This window comes from Kocuria sp. ZOR0020 (genome assembly GCF_000800955.1).
In the GTDB taxonomy this organism is placed as follows: Bacteria; Actinomycetota; Actinomycetes; order Actinomycetales; family Micrococcaceae; genus Kocuria; species Kocuria subflava.
The window spans coordinates 13372-30945 of record NZ_JROX01000003.1 but is presented as its reverse complement, the minus strand read 5'-3'; the positions used below and the strand labels follow the sequence as shown (position 1 = coordinate 30945).

At 63.7% G+C, this 17574-nt stretch carries 16 protein-coding genes and 1 pseudogene; 14 read left to right on the top strand and 3 right to left on the bottom strand.

From position 1 onward, the window contains the following. Window positions 1-53 precede the first annotated feature (53 nt). The 14 genes and pseudogenes from L979_RS00240 (at window position 54) to L979_RS00175 (ending at window position 14912) form a co-directional block, all read left to right on the top strand. Window positions 54-1448 carry an NAD-dependent succinate-semialdehyde dehydrogenase gene (locus L979_RS00240; protein WP_047687912.1) on the top strand — a complete coding sequence of 465 codons (1395 nt, stop codon included), beginning with the start codon at window positions 54-56 and terminating at the stop codon, window positions 1446-1448. A gap of 36 nt (window positions 1449-1484) precedes the next feature. Continuing rightward, window positions 1485-3095, top strand: a pseudogene (locus tag L979_RS00235) (thiamine pyrophosphate-binding protein). Window positions 3096-3399: 304 nt separating this feature from the next. Continuing rightward, window positions 3400-4665: an urea ABC transporter substrate-binding protein gene (gene urtA, locus L979_RS00230; RefSeq protein ID WP_047687910.1), complete on the top strand. Its 1266-nt coding sequence runs from the start codon at window positions 3400-3402 to the stop codon at window positions 4663-4665. Between the two features lie 72 nt (window positions 4666-4737). Continuing rightward, a complete protein-coding gene (urtB, locus tag L979_RS00225) occupies window positions 4738-5622 on the top strand; it encodes an urea ABC transporter permease subunit UrtB (RefSeq protein WP_047687908.1) in 885 nt (294 codons plus the stop codon). Next, on the top strand, window positions 5619-6827 hold the full coding sequence (gene urtC, locus L979_RS00220) for an urea ABC transporter permease subunit UrtC (protein WP_081993476.1): 1209 nt from the start codon (window positions 5619-5621) through the stop codon (window positions 6825-6827). Before urtB ends, urtC begins: the two co-directional genes overlap by 4 nt. Then, a complete protein-coding gene (gene urtD, locus L979_RS00215; RefSeq protein WP_081993475.1) occupies window positions 6824-7666 on the top strand; it encodes an urea ABC transporter ATP-binding protein UrtD in 843 nt (280 codons plus the stop codon). The genes urtC and urtD overlap by 4 nt, the downstream gene beginning before the upstream one ends. Continuing rightward, the gene (urtE, locus tag L979_RS00210; RefSeq protein WP_047687906.1) at window positions 7666-8358 is read left to right on the top strand and encodes an urea ABC transporter ATP-binding subunit UrtE; all 693 of its coding nucleotides are present in this window, start codon (window positions 7666-7668) and stop codon (window positions 8356-8358) included. The genes urtD and urtE overlap by 1 nt, the downstream gene beginning before the upstream one ends. A gap of 244 nt (window positions 8359-8602) precedes the next feature. Further along, complete coding sequence (locus L979_RS00205) at window positions 8603-9262, top strand: urease subunit gamma (RefSeq protein WP_081993474.1); 660 nt, start codon at window positions 8603-8605, stop codon at window positions 9260-9262. Then, on the top strand, window positions 9252-10976 hold the full coding sequence (locus tag L979_RS00200; protein ID WP_047687904.1) for an urease subunit alpha: 1725 nt from the start codon (window positions 9252-9254) through the stop codon (window positions 10974-10976). Before L979_RS00205 ends, L979_RS00200 begins: the two co-directional genes overlap by 11 nt. 39 nt (window positions 10977-11015) lie before the next feature. Then, a complete protein-coding gene (ureE, locus tag L979_RS00195) occupies window positions 11016-11504 on the top strand; it encodes an urease accessory protein UreE (protein WP_047687902.1) in 489 nt (162 codons plus the stop codon). A gap of 2 nt (window positions 11505-11506) precedes the next feature. Further along, window positions 11507-12187, top strand: coding sequence for an urease accessory protein UreF (locus L979_RS00190; RefSeq protein WP_231559321.1), 681 nt, complete (start codon window positions 11507-11509; stop codon window positions 12185-12187). A gap of 50 nt (window positions 12188-12237) precedes the next feature. Further along, window positions 12238-12858, top strand: a complete 621-nt coding sequence (gene ureG / locus L979_RS00185) for an urease accessory protein UreG (RefSeq protein WP_047687900.1) — start codon at window positions 12238-12240, stop codon at window positions 12856-12858. 13 nt (window positions 12859-12871) lie between these two features. After that, complete coding sequence (locus tag L979_RS00180) at window positions 12872-13786, top strand: urease accessory protein UreD (protein ID WP_052209239.1); 915 nt, start codon at window positions 12872-12874, stop codon at window positions 13784-13786. A 112-nt stretch (window positions 13787-13898) separates the two neighbouring features. After that, a complete protein-coding gene (locus tag L979_RS00175) occupies window positions 13899-14912 on the top strand; it encodes a HoxN/HupN/NixA family nickel/cobalt transporter (protein WP_197052029.1) in 1014 nt (337 codons plus the stop codon). Between the two features lie 42 nt (window positions 14913-14954). Here L979_RS00175 and L979_RS14205 read toward each other — a convergent pair whose 3' ends face one another. The 3 genes from L979_RS14205 to ald form a co-directional block, all read right to left on the bottom strand. Further along, window positions 14955-15524, bottom strand: coding sequence for a CPBP family intramembrane glutamic endopeptidase (locus L979_RS14205; RefSeq protein ID WP_081993473.1), 570 nt, complete (start codon window positions 15522-15524; stop codon window positions 14955-14957). A 236-nt stretch (window positions 15525-15760) separates the two neighbouring features. Next, a complete protein-coding gene (locus L979_RS00170) occupies window positions 15761-16177 on the bottom strand; it encodes a CPBP family intramembrane glutamic endopeptidase (RefSeq protein ID WP_052209236.1) in 417 nt (138 codons plus the stop codon). Between the two features lie 273 nt (window positions 16178-16450). Then, a complete protein-coding gene (gene ald / locus L979_RS00165; RefSeq protein WP_047687898.1) occupies window positions 16451-17542 on the bottom strand; it encodes an alanine dehydrogenase in 1092 nt (363 codons plus the stop codon). Window positions 17543-17574: the final 32 nt, after the last annotated feature.

The following is a 17574-nucleotide window of genomic DNA, read 5'->3' as shown; positions in this document are numbered from 1 at the left end:
GCTGTAGAAGCATGGCAAGCAGTACGTGATCAGTAGCACATCAGGAGATGGACATGAGCAACGCGTTGCAGTACAAAACCGTGAATCCGGCCACCGGTCAGACCGTGGCCGAGTACGACAGTCTGACCGATGACCAGATCGAGGACGTTCTGGTGCGTGCTGAAGCTGGGTATGCCGAGTGGCGTGCCACTCCCATTGAGGAGCGGGCACGGATCGTGACCAACATTGCCGAGCTGTTCAAGAACCGAGCCGATGACCTGGCTGCCATCGCCACCCAGGAGATGGGCAAACCGTTGGGGGAGTCACGGGGTGAGGCCGAGTTCTGCGCGGACATCTTTGACTACTACGCCAACCAAGGCCCCACGCTGGCTGCGGATCAGCCCATCAAATCCACGGTTGAAGGCAAGGCAGTCATCCAGTCACTGCCCATCGGGGTGCTGCTGGGGATCATGCCCTGGAACTACCCGTTCTACCAGGTGGCCCGTTTTGCCGCCCCCAACCTGATGTTGGGCAACGTTCTGCTGCTCAAGCACGCGGAGTCATGCCCGCAAGCGGCCTTGGCCATCCAGGAACTCATGCGGGATGCCGGGCTGCCGGAGGGCGTGTACCAGAACATCTTTGCCAGCCATGACCAGATCGAGCAGATCATTGGCGACCCCCGGGTCCAGGGTGTGTCCTTGACGGGTTCCGAGCGTGCAGGTGCCAAGGTGGCCGCAATCGCCGGCAGCAACCTCAAGAAGGCCGTGTTGGAGTTGGGTGGGTCCGATCCGTTCATCGTCCTGGACACCAAGGACCTGGCCGAGACCGCCAAGTTGGCCTTTGACACCCGGATCGAAAACACCGGACAGGCCTGCAACTCCAACAAGAGGATCATTGTCTCCTCAGAGATCTACGACGACTTTGTGGCCGAGATGGTGCGCCTGACCAAACAGCTGGAACCGGCCGATCCGGCGTCGGAAAAGCCCAACACCTACGGCCCCATGTCCTCCCGAGCGGCTGCGGAAACTCTGGATGAGCAGGTCAAGAAGGCCGTGGAGGAAGGCGCCACCCTGCACGTGGGAGGTGAACTCTCCGAGGGCCCGGAGGCCTACTTCAGCCCGGCCGTACTCACCGACGTCAAACCCGGCACGGAGGCCTACAAGGAAGAGCTGTTCGGCCCGGTGATTGTGGTCTACAAGGTGGAATCGGACCAGGAAGCATTGGCCCTGGCCAACGACACCGCCTTTGGTCTGGGCGGATCCGTGCACTCCACGGATCCCAAGCGGGCCGAGGCCATTGCCCAACTGCTGGACGTGGGCATGAGCGCGGTCAACGCGGCGTCTGCGGAGACCGCGGAGATGCCGTTCGGTGGTGTCAAGCGCTCGGGTTACGGGCGTGAGTTGGGGCCGCTGGGCATGAATGAGTTCGTCAACAAACGCCTGCTGTTCATTGCCGGTCCTGAGGACTGACTACTTTTGCCGTGAGATCACCACTAGGAGCACACTGTGACCCCCCGACGCACCACTGGCCGCGCCGTCCTGGAAACCCTCAAGAGCTACGGGATCGACACCGTGTTCGGCATCCCCGGAACGCATTCGCTGGAGTTCTACCGGCCCATGCGTGAACTCGGGATCCGCGCCGTCACGCCCCGGCATGAACAAGGCGCGGCTTGCGGTGCGGACGGGTGGAGCCTGGTGTCCGGGCTTCCCGGCGTGGTCATCACGACGTCGGGCCCCGGGTTGCTCAATTCTCTCTCCGGGGCTGCCACCGCCTACGCGGAGTCCCGACCCATGATCCTGCTCTCCCCGGGGCGTCCGCTGGGACAGGACTTCCGGGACATCGGGGACCTCCACGAAACCAAGGACCCCTCCGGTGCGGTCAACTCGATCGTGGGCAGGAGCCGCCGGGTCACCCACGGCTGCGAGGCAATCACCATGATCCACGACGCCATGCGGGACTTCACCCACTCCCGCCCGCGGCCCGTCCACATTGAAATCCCCCTGGACATCCTGGAAGCGGAGCTGGACTACACGGAGCATCAGGTTGCCCCGCGGCCACTGGGAACCCCGCAGCCGGCTCCGGTGGACGACGTCGAACGGGCGGCCCGGGCCCTGCGCCAAGCTGAACGCCCCGTGATTCTGGCCGGTGGGGGATCTCTGGCGGCCGGCACGGACCTGCTGCAACTGGCCGAAAAGCTTGAAGCCCCGGTGATCACCACCACCAACGGCAAGAGCGCCATCCCGGAGCGGCACCGGCTGTCCCTGGGTGCTGACCTGCGGTTGAGCACCGCACATGAGTTCCTGCGATCTGCCGATGCCCTGCTGGTGATCGGCTCCAAGGTGGGGGCTGCTGAACTGTGGGGTGGAGACATCACCCCGGACGGGCCCATCATCCGCGTGGACATCATGCGCGATCAGATGTTGTGCAACCTGGACCCGGAGATCGAGCTGCCGGGCAACTCGGCCGCCGTCGTACCGCAACTGATCGAGGCCCTGGGTGATCTGGGGGAGCGGGCGGCGCAGGATCTGACGGAGGTGTTCGCGCGCCTGGATCAGGAGGGGCGCCAGTGGGCGCCAGAGCTGGCCGAGCTCAACGAGGCGATCATGAATGCCGTCCCGGCAGACACCATCATTGGCGGGGACTCCTCCCAAGTCACGTACATGGGCTCCACCACGTTCTTCCGGGCGCAGCAGCCGAATTCGCTGCTCTACATGGGCACCTACGCCACGTTGGGCTACGGGCTGCCGGCCTCGATCGGGGCCAAACTGGCTGCACCCGATCGCCCGGTGGTGTGCCTGGTGGGCGACGGCGCCTTGATGTTCTCCATCTAGGAGCTCATGACCGCGGTGGAGCTGGGGATCACGTTGCCGATCGTGTGCGTGGACAACGGCGGCTACGGGGAGATCCGGGCCAACATGGAGGACCGCTCCATCGAGCCCCTGGCAGTGGATCTGCAGCAGCCGAACTGGGTGGCGTTGGCGGAGGCCTTGGGGGCTCGGGGGACGTCAGCCACCACGGATGATGTGGCCGATCGCGTGCTGGCGGCGTTGGAGGCCGATGGCCCCACGCTCATTCATCTGCCGATCGCCAAGAGTGTGGAGACACCGACCGTGTGAACGCGTGCGCGGTCGCGGCTCCACCCGCTGCGACCGCACCGTGAGATCACCTCTTACCGGTGAAATCACCGCCAGTTGGGTGTCATCTCAGCAGCAGGTGGTGATCTCACGGTGGGTGGACGTCGGCCAGGGCGTCAGGCGGGTATCAGGTGGAGCGGAAATCTGTGGTTAACGCCGGACACTCAGCTGTAACTCGCTGAGTGAGGACTGGAAACACACTCGGACAAACGGCGAAACACAGCGTCCCTAGCCTCAGTGCTGTCTTGACCGCAGCGGGTTCTCCCGCCGTTCCGAGGGAGCCGCCGTGTCCGCTCGTACCACCGTGAGCGCAGTTCTGAGCCTGGTTGCCGCTTTGACGATCACCGGTTGTGGCCAGCGCTACGACCCTCAGGCGGAGGCGGCTGCAGAGCAGGTGCCGCAGGCATCGTGCGTGGATACCAGCGGAGATACCGTCAAGGTGGGGTTGCTGAACTCCCTGTCAGGCACCATGGCGGTGAGTGAGACCACGGTGAACCGCTCCCTGAACATGGCGATCGATGAGATCAACGCTGACGGTGGGGTTTTGGGCAAACAGATTGAACCCGTCACGGAGGACGGCGCCAGTGAGCCCACCATTTTTGCCGAACGCGCGGGCAAGCTGATCCGTCAGGACTGTGTGGCAGCCACGTTTGGTGGCTGGACGTCAGCCTCCCGCAAGGCCATGCTCCCGGTGTTCGAGGCCCAGAACTCCCTGCTGTTCTACCCCGTTCAGTACGAGGGGCTGGAGGCTTCTCCCAACATCTTTTACTCGGGGGCCACCACCAACCAGCAGATCATCCCGGCCCTGGACTGGATGCGGGAACAGGGTCACAAGAAGATCTTCCTGGTGGGCTCGGATTACGTCTTCCCGCGCACGGCCAACCGGATCATCAACGCCTACGCACAAGCCCATGACATGGAGATCGTGGGCGAGGAATACGTGCCCATGGGCTCCACGGAGTTCTCCACGATCGTGAACAAGGCCATGGCATCGGATGCGGACGCGGTGTTCAACACCTTGAACGGGGATTCCAACGTGGCGTTCTTCCGGCAGTACAACGCCGTGGGCCTGGACCCGGAGACCATGCCCGTGATGTCCGTGTCCATCGCGGAGGAAGAAGTGCCGGGCATCGGCGTGGACAACATCCAGGGTCAGTACGTGGCCTGGGACTACTACCAGACCATCCAGACCCCCACCAATGACCAATTCGTGGCCAACTTCAAGGACCGCTACGGCCAGAACCAGGTGACCTCCGACCCCATGGAGGCCGCCTACACCTCGGTGTACCTGTGGAAGGCCATGGTGGAGGAGGCCGGGTCCTTTGACGTCGCCGCTGTTCAGGAGGCCGTTGACACCGGGGAGATCACCTATGACGCACCCGAAGGTGAAGTGACCGTGGATGGGGAGACCCAGCACATCTCCAAGACCCCGCGGATCGGTCAGATTCGCGACGACGGTTTGATCGACACCGTCTGGGAAGCCCCCGAGCCTGTGGTTCCGGACCCGTTCCTGGAGACCTATCCCTGGGCGGATTCCATCACCGGGGCCTGATGCCTGCGGCCCCACCGCACATCTGCGTTTTTTCCCAGCACCACACCAACACCCTTCAGAAAGGGGGCGCACGTGGAGATTCTGATCAGCCAAGTTTTTGCGGGCCTGAGCCTGGGCTCGGTCCTGCTGCTGGCAGCAGTCGGCTTGTCTCTGACTTTTGGTCAGATGGGCGTGATCAACATGGCTCACGGCGAGTTCATCATGGCCGGTGCCTACACGGCTTTCACGGTTCAGCAGGTTCTGGGCAGCGCTGGGGTTTCCTTGCTGGTCAGTCTCCCGTTGGCCTTTCTGATCGGCGGCACATTGGGTCTGATCCTGGAGGCCACGCTGCTACGGCGGATGTACCACCGTCCGTTGGACACCTTGCTGGTGACCTTTGGTGTCAGCCTGATCCTGCAGCAACTGGCCCGGGACATTTTTGGAGCGCCCTCGGTTGACGTTCGACTGCCTGAGTTCTTGTCCGGTCCCGTGATAATCCTGGGCACCCCGGTTCCGGCCTCGCGCGTGTTCATCCTGGTACTGACGGTTGTGGTGGTGGCAGGGCTTTCCCTGCTGCTGTCCAAGACGTCCCTGGGGCGCCGCATCCGCGCAGTCGTGCAGTCCCGCGACCTTGCGGAGGCCTCCGGTATCTCCTCCCGCCGCACTGACGCCCTGACGTTCTTCATTGGTTCGGGCCTGGCCGGGGTGGCCGGCGTGGCCATCACCTTGATCGGCTCCACCAGTCCCACGTTGGGCACCACATACATCGTGGACGCGTTCCTGGTGGTGGTGGCCGGTGGCATCGGTCAGATCCGCGGTGCGGTGATCGCCGCAGCGGGTCTCGGCTTGCTGCAGGTCTTCTTTGAATTCGGCACCACCGCGTCCATTGCCAAGGTGATTGTCCTGGTGATCGTGGTGGCCTTCCTCCAGATCCGCCCACAGGGCATTGTGGCCACTCAAACCAGGGGGTTGGCATGACCACCACAGTTTCACCCCAACAAACAACGACGACGCCGCCCACCACCGGTTCCGCTGAACTGCCCTCCGTGGCAGAGGGAGCCGGGGTGTGGACCACCGGGCCGCGCGGCGCCCTGCTGGGACTGGGCATCGGGGCGGTGCTGCTCCTGGTGATTGCACCGCTGACCCTGGGCGGGTTTGGGTTGGACCTGCTGGGCCGATACCTGTGTGTGGCCATGGTGGCCGTGGGCATCGGACTGGCCTGGGGCCGTGGTGGGATGTTGACCATGGGCCAAGGCGTGTACTTCGGGCTGGGCGCTTACATCATGGCCATGCACATGACTCTGGCGGACACCACGCTGGAGGGGGAAACCATCCCCACGTTCATGCGCCAGAACGGCGTGGAGCAGCTGCCCGAACTGTGGGGGATCGTGCAGCACCCGGTGGTTGCGGTGGCCGCGGTCATCCTGGTGCCCACGGGTGTCGCCGGGCTGCTGGGGTGGGCCATCTTCTCCCGGCGGGTCAAAGGCGCCTACTTTGCCATCCTGTCCCAGGCGTTGGCTGCCGCATTCGCCGTGCTGATCATCGGCCAGCCGGTGCTGACCAACGGTTCCAACGGCCTGTCCAACTTCCACTCCCTGTTCGGCTGGGACCTCTCTGATCAGGCCAACCGCACCGTGTTGTTCCTGGTGGTTGCCGCAGTGCTGCTGGTCATGTTGGCCGCCACCTGGCAGTTGTACCGCTCCCGGTTCGGCGAACTGCTGGTGGCGGTCCGTGATCAGGAGGAGCGTGTGCGTTTCCTGGGGTATGACCCCGCCTTGATCAAGACCGTGGCCTACATGATCGCTGCTCTCTTTGCGGCCATCGGCGGTGCGTTGTTCGTACCGGTGGTGGGGATCATCTCTCCGGCGGACATTGGCGTGGTCCCCTCCATCGCCTTCCTGATTGGGGTGGCCATCGGTGGCCGCTCCACGTGGCTCGGCCCGGTCCTGGGATCCATTGCGGTCTCCTTTGCCGGCACGCAGCTGGCATCAGCTTTCCCCTCCTTCTGGGTCTACCTCCAGGGTCTGCTGTTCATCCTGGTCATCGGGTTCCTCCCCGGCGGGTTGGCCTCGGTACTGGGGATGGTGCGGCGTCGTCGTTCCCAGGGTGCGGACGACGACGGCGGCCAAGCGGCGGGAAGCACCACGGCACCTGTGAGTTCAGAACCGGAGGCAACACGATGACCCGCGACCACCGCCCCAGTTATCTGGAGATCCGCGATCTACGTGTGGTCTTTGACAAGTTTGTTGCCGTTGACGGTGTTGACCTGCGGGTTGAGCAAGGTGATCTGCGGTTCCTGATCGGCCCCAACGGTGCGGGCAAGACCACCACCATCGACGCCGTGACGGCCCTGGCCCCTGCCCAAGGGTCCATCAATCACAACGGGCATGAGCTGGTGGGGCGCAAGACTCACAAGATCGTGCGGTACGGGGTGGGGCGGACCTTCCAGACGGCCAGTGTGTTCGAGGACCTCACCGTCCTGCAGAACCTGGACATCGCTGCCGGGCTGCGCAGACGTCCGCGGGACATGGTGCGGACTCGCCAAAGGGTGTCCCCGCGGATTCTTGAAGTCATGGAGACCACGGGTCTGAGTCGGCACCAGGAGACCAAAGCGGGGGTGCTGTCTCACGGTCAGAAGCAATGGCTGGAAATCGGGATGCTGATGGTCCAGGACGCCACGGTGTTGTTGCTGGATGAACCCGTGGCCGGAATGAGCCAGGACGAACGCGATGCCACGGGTGAGCTGCTGACCAAGCTGGCCGCCGATCACGTGGTGGTTGTGGTGGAACACGACATGGAGTTCCTGCGCAAATACGCCCAGTCCGTGACTGTGATGGCCGCCGGAAAGGTCATTGCCGAAGGTACCGTGGCGCAGGTCCAGGCCGATTCCACCGTGCAGGAAATCTATCTGGGAACCGCCGGGACCAAGAGCCTGGAGGAAGCCAAGGTGGAGGCCGAATTGTTGGGCCTGGACCCGGAGGCCGTGGCCGTTTCCGGCAGTACACAGAGCAAGGAGAACTGATGTTCGCACTGGAAGGTGTGCGCTCCGGGTACGGACGCACGGAGGTACTGCACGGTATTGACCTCACCATTGCCGACGACGGCGTGACCACCGTCCTGGGGCACAACGGGGCGGGCAAGACCACCCTGTTGAAAACGGTCATGGGACTGCTGCCGGTGCGTTCCGGGCGGATCACGTGGGACGGGAAGGACATCACCCGGATGTCAGCCCACCAACGGGTTCGTGAAGGTCTGGCCTGGGTCCCCCAGGGGCAACAGTCCTTCGGCACCCTGACCACACGCGAAAACCTGTTGGTGGTGGCTGAAGCCCATCCCGGTGGGCGGGGGCGACTGGAGGAGGTCGTGGCCATGTTCCCGGCCCTGGAACCTCTGATGGACCGCCGGGCGGGGCTGCTCTCCGGAGGCCAACGGCAACAACTCTCCATCGCCCGTGCCTTGTTGACCGGGCCGCGTCTTCTGGTGCTGGATGAACCGTCGGAAGGCATCCAGCCGTCAGTGGTCCAGGAGATCGAGGAGAAGATCGTGAGCCTGGCCTCCCGTTCCGGAACCCAGGTCCTGCTGGCCGAGCAGAAGGTCGGTTTTGCCCTGGACGCTGCCGATCAATACGCCGTGCTGGCCACGGGTCGAGTGGTCCGCTCCGGACAGGCCGATGAAGCCGCCGTGGATGCCGCGCGGGAGGCACTCGCGGTGTGAGTTGTTGGGGGACACAGCGACCATCGACTGAGAACGGGATCGCGTGGCAAAGATGCAAGTCAAGCGCAGGTTGCGGGTGTCCTTCCCGCCGTCCGTGGCGCCCCAACTTGGAGATTTTCGGAACTGAACTTGGAGATATTAGGAACCAATGGCTCGTTCGACCAGCCGCCAGGGAGCCGCCGGTGTTGAATCGACCTCTGGTCCTGGACACAAGCCCGAAACGTGTCCCCGCTACGGTCGAAACATGTACCTGACGCCCCGGGAACAAGAGAAACTGCAGATTGTTGTGGCCGGTGACCTGGCCCGACGTCGTCGTGACCGTGGACTGAAACTGAATCATCCGGAGGCGGTTGCGCTGATCACCGCTGAGCTGTTGGAAGCCGCCCGTGACGGGCGCACCGTGGCCGACCTGATGTCCTGGGGAGCCACCATTTTGACCGCCGAGCAGGTCATGGATGGGGTGCCGGAAATGATCCACTCCGTCCAGGTGGAGGCCACGTTCCCGGACGGCACCAAGTTGGTGACCGTGCACGAGCCCATCCGCCCGGGGCCGAATGCCACACATGCCTCAACGCAGAACCGCTTGATTCCCGGTGAATACGTGCTGCGGGACGAGCCCGTGGTGATCAACCCGGATCGGCCCACGGTGGAGGTGGAGGTCATCAACCGCGGGGACCGGCCGGTCCAGGTGGGCTCCCACTTCCCGTTCGCCCAGGCCAATCCCGGCTTGGAGTTCAACCGTGCGGCAACGATGGGACACCGTCTGGACATCCCTGCGGGCACTGCCGTGCGATTTGAACCAGGGGATGCCAAAACGGTGCGGTTGGTCAGCTTTGCGGGGACAGGCCAGATCGCCCGGAGTGCCGGGGCATCAGTAGACCAGGAGGCCAACCATGGCGCGTGAACTGAGCCGCTCCGAATACACCTCCCTCTACGGGCCCACCGTCGGTGACAAAGTGCGCCTGGCGGACACCGAACTGTTCGCGGAGGTGGAACAGGATCTTACCAACCGCAATCTGGCCAACCCCGGGAACGAGGTGGTTTTTGGAGGCGGAAAGGTCATCCGCGACGGCATGGGACACAACGGGAGGTTGACCCGGGCGGACGGCGTGGTGGACACCGTGATCACCAATGCCCTGATCATCGATCACTCAGGGGTGTTCAAGGCGGACGTCGGGATGGTGGACGGGCGCCTCAGTGCGATCGGCAAAGCCGGTAACCCAGATGTGATGGATGGCGTGGACATTCTGATCGGGGCCGCCACGGAGGTCATTGCCGGGGAGCACAAGATCCTCACGGCAGGCGGTGTGGACACGCACATCCATTTCATCGGTACGGATCAGATCGGCACCGCACTGGCCTCCGGGATCACCACCATGATCGGCGGCGGAACGGGCCCGGCCGAAGGCTCCAAGGCCACCACCATCACACCGGGACCGTGGCACGTCGAACGCATGTTGCAGGCACTTGATGCCTACCCCATGAACTTCGGCCTGCTGGGCAAGGGCCACACCTCGGCACAGGACCCTTTGGAGGAGCAGGTGCGGGCCGGGGTGGTGGGCTTCAAGATCCACGAGGATTGGGGTGCCACCCACGGATCCATTGACGCAGCCCTGACCGCTGCGGACCGCTTTGACCTGCAGGTTGCCATTCACACGGACACCCTCAACGAATGCGGGTTCGTGGAGGACACCATCCGCGCGATCGACGGCCGGGTGATCCACACGTTCCACACCGAAGGTGCTGGTGGTGGCCACGCCCCGGACATCATCTCCATGGCGGCCATGCCCAACGTGCTGCCGTCCTCCACCAATCCCACCCTGCCTTTCACCAGAAACACGGCCGAAGAGCACTTGGACATGCTCATGGTTTGCCACCACCTCAACCCCTCCATCCCGGAGGACGTGGCCTTTGCGGACTCCCGGATCCGCCCGGAGACCATTGCCGCCGAGGACGTCCTGCATGATCTGGGGGTGTTCTCCATGACCTCCTCGGACTCCCAAGCCATGGGCCGTGTGGGGGAAGTGGTCCTGCGGACGTGGCAGTTGGCGGACCAGATGAAAAAGCGCACCGGGCCGTTGGCGGGTGACCAGCATGCGGACAACTTCCGGATCCGCCGCTACGTCTCCAAGTACACGATCAATCCGGCCATCAGCCACGGCATCGCCGACCACGTTGGCTCGGTTGAGGTGGGAAAGCTCGCGGACCTGGTGCTCTGGGAGCCCGCATTCTTTGGCGTCAAACCCGCCGCCGTGCTCAAGAGCGGGCAGATCGTCCACTCCGTGATGGGGGACCCCAACGCGTCCATTCCCACGCCGCAGCCGCAGCTCATGCGGGACGCCTTTGGCGCCCAGGGGCAGGCACCCGCGCACAACTCCGTGCACTTTGTCTCCGGTGCCGCACATGACGACGACGTCCGCACCCGATTCGGCCTGGCTAAGAAGACCCTGCCCGTGGGCGGAATCCGTGGCCTGACCAAAGCAGATCTGAAGCACAACGGGCAGACGCCGCAGATAGAAGTTGACCCGCAGACCTACCAGGTGCGGGTGGACGGTGAGCTGATCACAGCCGAGCCGGCCCAGGAATTGGCCATGGCCCAGCGCTACTTCCTGTTCTGAGCATCTTCCAAACCCCTGTACTTCCAAGGAGCCGAACCGTTGATTGTTGATTCCATTCAGGGCAACCTGCATGACCTCTCTGAGGAAGAGAAGGTTGACCTGCATGTTGAACGCGTGGCGATGGAGGGGGCTGCCCTGCGCCAGCGGGTGCAGCGTGTGACCACCGATCACGGCAATGAGCTGGGGCTACGGCTGACCGAGCGCCGTGAACTGCGTGATGGGGACATCCTGCACCGGGAGGGGCGCAACGTCGTCGTCGTCTCCACTCTGCCCACGGAGGTTCTGGCCATTGCTCCGGCAACGGTGGAGGAAGCTGCCTTTGTTGCTCATTCGCTGGGCAACCGCCACCTGCCGGCACAGTTCTTTGGTCCGGACGCCCAGTTCACGGGTCTGGAGGGTCACAGCGGGGTCATGGTGGTTCAGTACGACCACACCTCAGAGCACTTCCTGACCGAGCACACGGTGCGCTTTGCCCGGGTGGACCGGGTCATGGAAGTTCCTTTCCGCCATGCCGAGCACACGCACTGACCGTGATCGGCGATGAATCCGGGCTGCTCACCGTTCTGCAATTCGCGGACTCGGCCCTGCCCACCGGTGCCTTCAGCCAGTCACTGGGCCTGGAAACGGCCATCCACGACGACGCCGTCCATGACGAGGCCACATTTCAGACCTGGCTCCACCGTTTCCTGCACCACCAACTGGCACCGGTGGACGGCTGGGCCATCCGCGCCGTGGTGCGTGACGGCCTGTATGCCCTGCGAGTGGACGTCATGCTGCACGCCATGAGCCTTCCGGTACAGGTCAGGGAGGCCAATGCGGCCATGGGGAGGCGGGCCGTGCAGATCGCGGCAGAGAATTTCCCCAGCCTGGAGATCACCGACTACGCGGCGCTGGTCTCCACCCGCCGGGCTGTGGGCAGTGTCCCGGTGGTCCTGGCGCTCTTGGCGCGTGAGCACGGCATCCACTGGCGGGATGCCTGTGCCGCCCACGTGTTCACGTCGCTGACCGCCCTGACACAGAACGCGGTGCGGGGTATTCCCATCGGGCAGAACGCCGGTCAGCGGGTGCTGCGGGCCATGCACCCGGAGGTGACGCGTGCTGTGGACCGGGTGGCTGCACTGACGGAGGACCAGGTGGGTGCGGTCAGCCCCGCGCTGGAGATAGATCAGATGCGTCACGCCTGGCAACGGGCCCGGATGTTCATGTCATGAGACGGCGGCTGGTGTCGTCGTGAATCACCACCAACACAAAGGAGGCGCAGATGAAAACTGAACCAATACGGATCGGTGTGGGAGGGCCAGTGGGGGCCGGCAAGACCCAGTTGGTGGAGCGCATTACCCGTGCGATGGACGGCGAGGTGTCCACGGCGGCGATCACCAATGACATCTACACGATCGAGGACGCCAAGATCCTGGTGCGTACCTCCGTGTTGGATGAGGACCGCATTGTGGGGCTCGAAACCGGAGGCTGTCCGCACACAGCCATTCGGGAAGACACCTCCATGAACGAGGCGGCCATTGAGCAGTTGGTGAGAAGGCACCCGGATCTGCAGGTGATTTTTGTGGAGTCCGGCGGGGACAATCTCTCCGCCACGTTCTCCCCGGAGTTGGTGGATTTTTCGATCTACATCATTGATGTGGCACAGGGGGAGAAGATCCCGCGCAAGGCAGGTCAGGGCATGATCAAGTCGGATCTGTTTGTGATCAACAAAACTGATTTGGCGCCGTACGTGGGGGCGGATCTGTCCGTGATGGAAGCCGACTCGCGGGTGTTTCGGAAGGACAAGCCGTTCGCCTTCACCAACCTGAAAACGGATGAGGGCCTGGACACGGTGTTGGACTGGATCCGTCGGGACGTGTTGATGCTCGACTTGGCACAGTGACCGGGGATTCTCTGTGGTGATCGACGTGGTGACCCGGACAGGTGCTGCCCATGACGTGGAGCTGACCGGAGGCTTGTTGCTCCAGGTCGAACACCGTGGCGGCCGCCATGTGGTGACCGGTCAACGCCATCAGGGTGCGCTGCGACTGTTGCGTCCCCTGTACCTGGACTCCTCCGGCCAGCCGTGTCTGACCGTGGTCAACCCTGGTGGCGGTTATGTGGGTGGGGACCGGTACCGATTGGCCGTTGCGGTGGGATCGGAGGCATCCGCTCTGGTGACCACCCAATCCGCCACCAAGGTGTACCGGACGCCAGGCCGGGCCGTGGTCCAGGAACAGACCTTCACCGTGGGAGCCGGCGGCACCTTGGAGGTGATTCCGGACCCATTGATCGCTTATCAGGACGCCGACTACCTGCAGCGCACGGAAGTGGTGGTCAGTCCGGATGCACGTGCGGTCCTGACGGACGTGGTGACGCCGGGTTGGGCCCCGGACGGTTCGCTCCACCGGTGGTCCTCGGTGCTGCTGCGAACCACACTTGCCCGGCCCCACGGTGGGCTGATCAGTCTGGACACCCTGCACCTGGTTCCTGACGACGACGCCGTGGCCGATCACGGGTTCCTGCCCGGACGGACCCATCTGGGCACCCTGCTGGCGGTGGCTCCGGAGATCGACTGGGCAGTGATCGAGGTAGTCCATGACCTGTTGACCAAACGGGAGGCCGAGGTGACCGGGCTGCGGGCGGGCGTCACGGGATTGGCCGAGCCCGCTGGTGTCGCGCAAGGCACCCGGGGTTCGGCTGCCGCCGGTCTGGCTGTCCGAGTTTTGGGTCCGGGAACTTCCGCTGTTGAAGACCTGCTGCTGGATGTGCACGCAGCGCTGCGGCGTCGTTGGGGAAATCAAGGGCGACTGAACGCCCGGAAGTACTAACCAGATGCACGTGCCCGGAAACTCTGGAGGGGAGACCACCATGTCAACACTCACGCGACCACTCGCTCAGCCGCGGGGGGTGAGAGCGCGGGAGCACAGGTCCACCGTGGTGGTGTCCCTGACCGTTGTGCTCTTGCACGCGGTGGGTTGGGGGCTGCTGCTGTTCACGGTGGTTCCTGCCGATCTGAGCTTGGGCGTACAGGCCGATGGAACACCTGCGGTGTTCACCGGCGCACTGGGGGTCACGGCCTTCCTGCTGGGTGTGCGCCACGCTTTTGATGCCGACCACATTGCGGCGATCGACAACACCACACGGCGTTTGCTTGCCGAAAACCGACCCGCCTCAACGGTTGGTTTCTGGTTCTCCATGGGCCATTCCACCGTGGTTGTGGGATTGTGCCTGCTCCTGGCCTTCGGACTTTCCGCTCTGATGGACCCTGTGGCGGACCAAGATTCCGCATGGCATCACTTCACCGGCGTGTGGGGGCCGCTGGTGGCCGGGACATTTCTGCTGGTGATTGCGGCTTTGAACGTCCAGACCCTGCGGCGGATTCTGGTCAGTCGCTCCGCTTGCTCTGGCCAGGAGGACGGGAATGCTCATCTGACTCAGGCGGCCACCCACCGCCACATGACGGTGGGTCCTGTGACCCGCGTGCTGGACCGACTCGGCGCGCATATCCGCACCCCGCGTCAGATGTACGTGGTGGGGTTGCTGTTCGGCTTTGGATTCGACACCGCCACGGAGATCAGCCTGCTCCTGTTGGCCGGGACCGCAGGGTTGGCAGCTGTGCCGTGGTGGGCCGTTCTCACGCTGCCCCTTCTTTTCACGGCGGGCATGAGCACCTTTGACCTGGCCCAAGGTTGGGTGGCTCGCCGAGCCTACGGGTGGGCAGATGGTCACCCGCGGCGGCTTCTGACCTACAACATCGGGATCACCACCCTGTCCGTGGTGGTGGCGCTGGTGGTGGGTGCAGCGTCGTTGTCCGGTGCGCTGGCGGAATGGTTCGGGACTCCGGATCTGTTCGCGTGGACCGAGGCCGTTGGGCTGGAAGCGTGGGGCTTTGTGCTGGCGACCGTCCTGTTGGTTGCCTGGCTCGGTGTCAGGTTGGTTCGTGTGCGGTCATGAGATGCAGAACAGCACGGCACCCAGAACTGATGCGCTGACCACTCAACTCATGATCACCGGTGCCCAGAGGTTTCCGTACCAGAGTCTGGATGCCGTCAACGCCACACCCAAGATCAGGCTGAACAGGATCGATGCTGCATCCAGGTGTACTGCTGCAAAGACCACCACCGTGATGGTTGCAGCCGCAGGGATCGGCAAGTGCTGCAGCAGCCAGTCCAACAGGACCCGGCGGAAGAGGACCTCTTGGACCAAAGCCATCACCAGGCTCGGGACCAGCGCCAGCATCAAGCCCTGCGCAGTTTCAGGTCTGATCTGTGAAAGCGGACCGGCGCCTGGCCGCAAGCTCATGACGTCCAGGGCGAGGCCTACGGCGGCGATCCCTACGCTGGCCACCACGCCCGTGGTTGTGGCGCCGGTTGCACCAAAGGCCAACCCACCCAGAATCACGCCGAGTGTGGCGCCCAGGTCCGTCACCAGGACCAGCACCCCGGCGTAGAGAACATCCCTGAGCGAGGGGTTCGGTGCCAAAGTCTTGACGTGGGCTTTCCGGCGTTGTGCATCCGCCCAGCTGCGAGGCTGCGCCCCCGTAGTCAATGATCCTGTGCTGATCATGACGCTGACTCTCCCATCTCTCCACTCCCCATGGAGTTTCCGGGTCCCGGAGGGAGTACGTGGTCCCCGGTCCACGGCGACCCTTCGATCGCTGCCCTCACGCGAGGCACATCAGACGCTGAGCGACCGGATTGGATCTGTCCTGCTGAGTCCATTCCATGCGAGCAAATGAGAATGCATGTGTCTGCAGACTTCTTGTGATGTCGGTGCTTGTGGCTAGGGGTTGCTCCTTGGGGCTACAGCAGGATGGCCAACAGTGTGATGCCTGAGACGAATCCGTTGTTGCACATGTGGAAAATCACGGGGGCCCACAAGTTGCCGTACCAGAGGCGCATTCCCGTCAGCGCGGACCCCAAGAACAGGATGTAGAGCATCACTGGCGGCACCACGTGAATGCCGGCGAAGAGCACGATCACCAGGAGGGCAGCGGCCAAGGTCGGCATCTTGGTCCTGAACGAGTCAAGAAGAATCCGTCTGAATATGAACTCTTCAGCCAACGGAATGATCAAAATGATCATGATCGCTGCGAGTGCGGCCAAGGCAGGTGAAGCATCCAGTGATTCATCTGTGCTGGAACCCCCCTGCGGGGAAAGCCCCAGTGTTGAAGCCACAACAAGCGTCATGATGCCGGAGGCAATGATGGTCAGTGGCACCTGCTAGATCAGGTGCAGCAGGCTGTGCCGGCCCCTGCGAAATCCGATCTCAGCCAGACTCCACTTTCGACGCCGGATGGTGTTGGGAGTGGAAATCCGCCCCGCCCCCGTGGGGAGATGGATTCGGACGCCGAATTGTTCACAAGTTACCTCTGAGCTGCAGTGACAGGACATCCTGTACCTTACGCAGGGTGAGGTCACCGCCTGTTGCTGAGATGACACGCAACGGGGTGTCATCTCAGCAACAGGCGGTGATCTCACGGGCAGCTGGACTCAGGCGGCCGGCAGGTCCGGGAACTCTGCTGCGATGGCCGAGTGCTGGATCTTGCCTCCGGAGACCAGAACGCCGCGGCTCAATGCAGTGTTCTCCTGGCAGGCCGTCTCCCACCCGGAGTGGGCCAGCTGCAGAGCAAACGGCAATGTGGCGTTGGTCAGCCCGTATGTGGAGGTCACCGGAACTGCCCCAGGCATGTTGGCCACACAGTAGAACGTGGCCGGGCCAACCGTGAATGTGGGGTCATCGTGTGAGGTGGCTCGGGTGTCCTCAAAACACCCACCTTGGTCTACGGCAATATCCACCAGCACGGAGCCCTCCATCATCCTCTCCACCAGCTCATGCGGGACCACCTTGGGTGCCTTGCGGCCAGGAACCAGGACTGCACCGATCACAAGGTCGGAGCGCAGCAGACACTTTTCGATTTCGTACGGGCTGGACACCACCGTGCGCACCCGCCCGCCGTACTGGTCATCCACGCGGCGCAGGGCATCGATGGACAGGTCAAGCACTGTCACGTCTGCCCCCAGCCCCACCAGCTGGCTCAACGCGTTGGAGCCGGCGTTTCCGGCACCGATCACGGTGGCCACCGCCGGGCGAACACCCGGAATCCCCGGAACCAGCAGGCCACGCCCACCGCTCGTGGCCAGCAACAGGTGGGAGCCCACCAGGGCAGCCATCCGCCCCGCAACCTCGGACATGGGCGCCAGGAGGGGCAGGGCGCCGTCGTCGGTCTCCACGTTCTCATAGGCGATGGCCGTGGTTCCGGCCTCCACCAGCGCCCGGGTCAGTTCTTCTGAAGCGGCCAAATGCAGATAGGTGAACAACACCAGGTCAGAACGCAGGTAGCCGTACTCGGACGGGATGGGCTCCTTGACCTTGAGCACCAGCTCCACACCCCACGCCTCCTCCACGGAGACCATGCGGGCGCCCGCTTCCACGTACTCCTCATCAGGGATGCGCGAACCCGCCCCGGCGCCCTGTTCAACCACGACGTCGTGGCCTTGGCTCACCAGCTGATGTACCCTTGCCGGGGTGATCGCCACGCGATCTTCCTGGTTCTTGGTCTCTTTGGGGATGCCGATGAGCATGGTGAGCCTTTCGTGGAGCCGATGGTGTGCCC

Coding starts and splice junctions, on each gene's coding strand:
- L979_RS00205 (WP_081993474.1), top strand. CDS start 8,603: ATGTACCTGACGCCCCGGGAACAAGAGAAACTGCAGATTGTTGTGGCC.
- ald (WP_047687898.1), bottom strand. CDS start 17,542: ATGCTCATCGGCATCCCCAAAGAGACCAAGAACCAGGAAGATCGCGTG.
- ureG (WP_047687900.1), top strand. CDS start 12,238: ATGAAAACTGAACCAATACGGATCGGTGTGGGAGGGCCAGTGGGGGCC.
- L979_RS00200 (WP_047687904.1), top strand. CDS start 9,252: ATGGCGCGTGAACTGAGCCGCTCCGAATACACCTCCCTCTACGGGCCC.
- urtC (WP_081993476.1), top strand. CDS start 5,619: ATGACCACCACAGTTTCACCCCAACAAACAACGACGACGCCGCCCACC.
- urtE (WP_047687906.1), top strand. CDS start 7,666: ATGTTCGCACTGGAAGGTGTGCGCTCCGGGTACGGACGCACGGAGGTA.
- urtD (WP_081993475.1), top strand. CDS start 6,824: ATGACCCGCGACCACCGCCCCAGTTATCTGGAGATCCGCGATCTACGT.
- L979_RS00240 (WP_047687912.1), top strand. CDS start 54: ATGAGCAACGCGTTGCAGTACAAAACCGTGAATCCGGCCACCGGTCAG.
- L979_RS14205 (WP_081993473.1), bottom strand. CDS start 15,524: ATGATCAGCACAGGATCATTGACTACGGGGGCGCAGCCTCGCAGCTGG.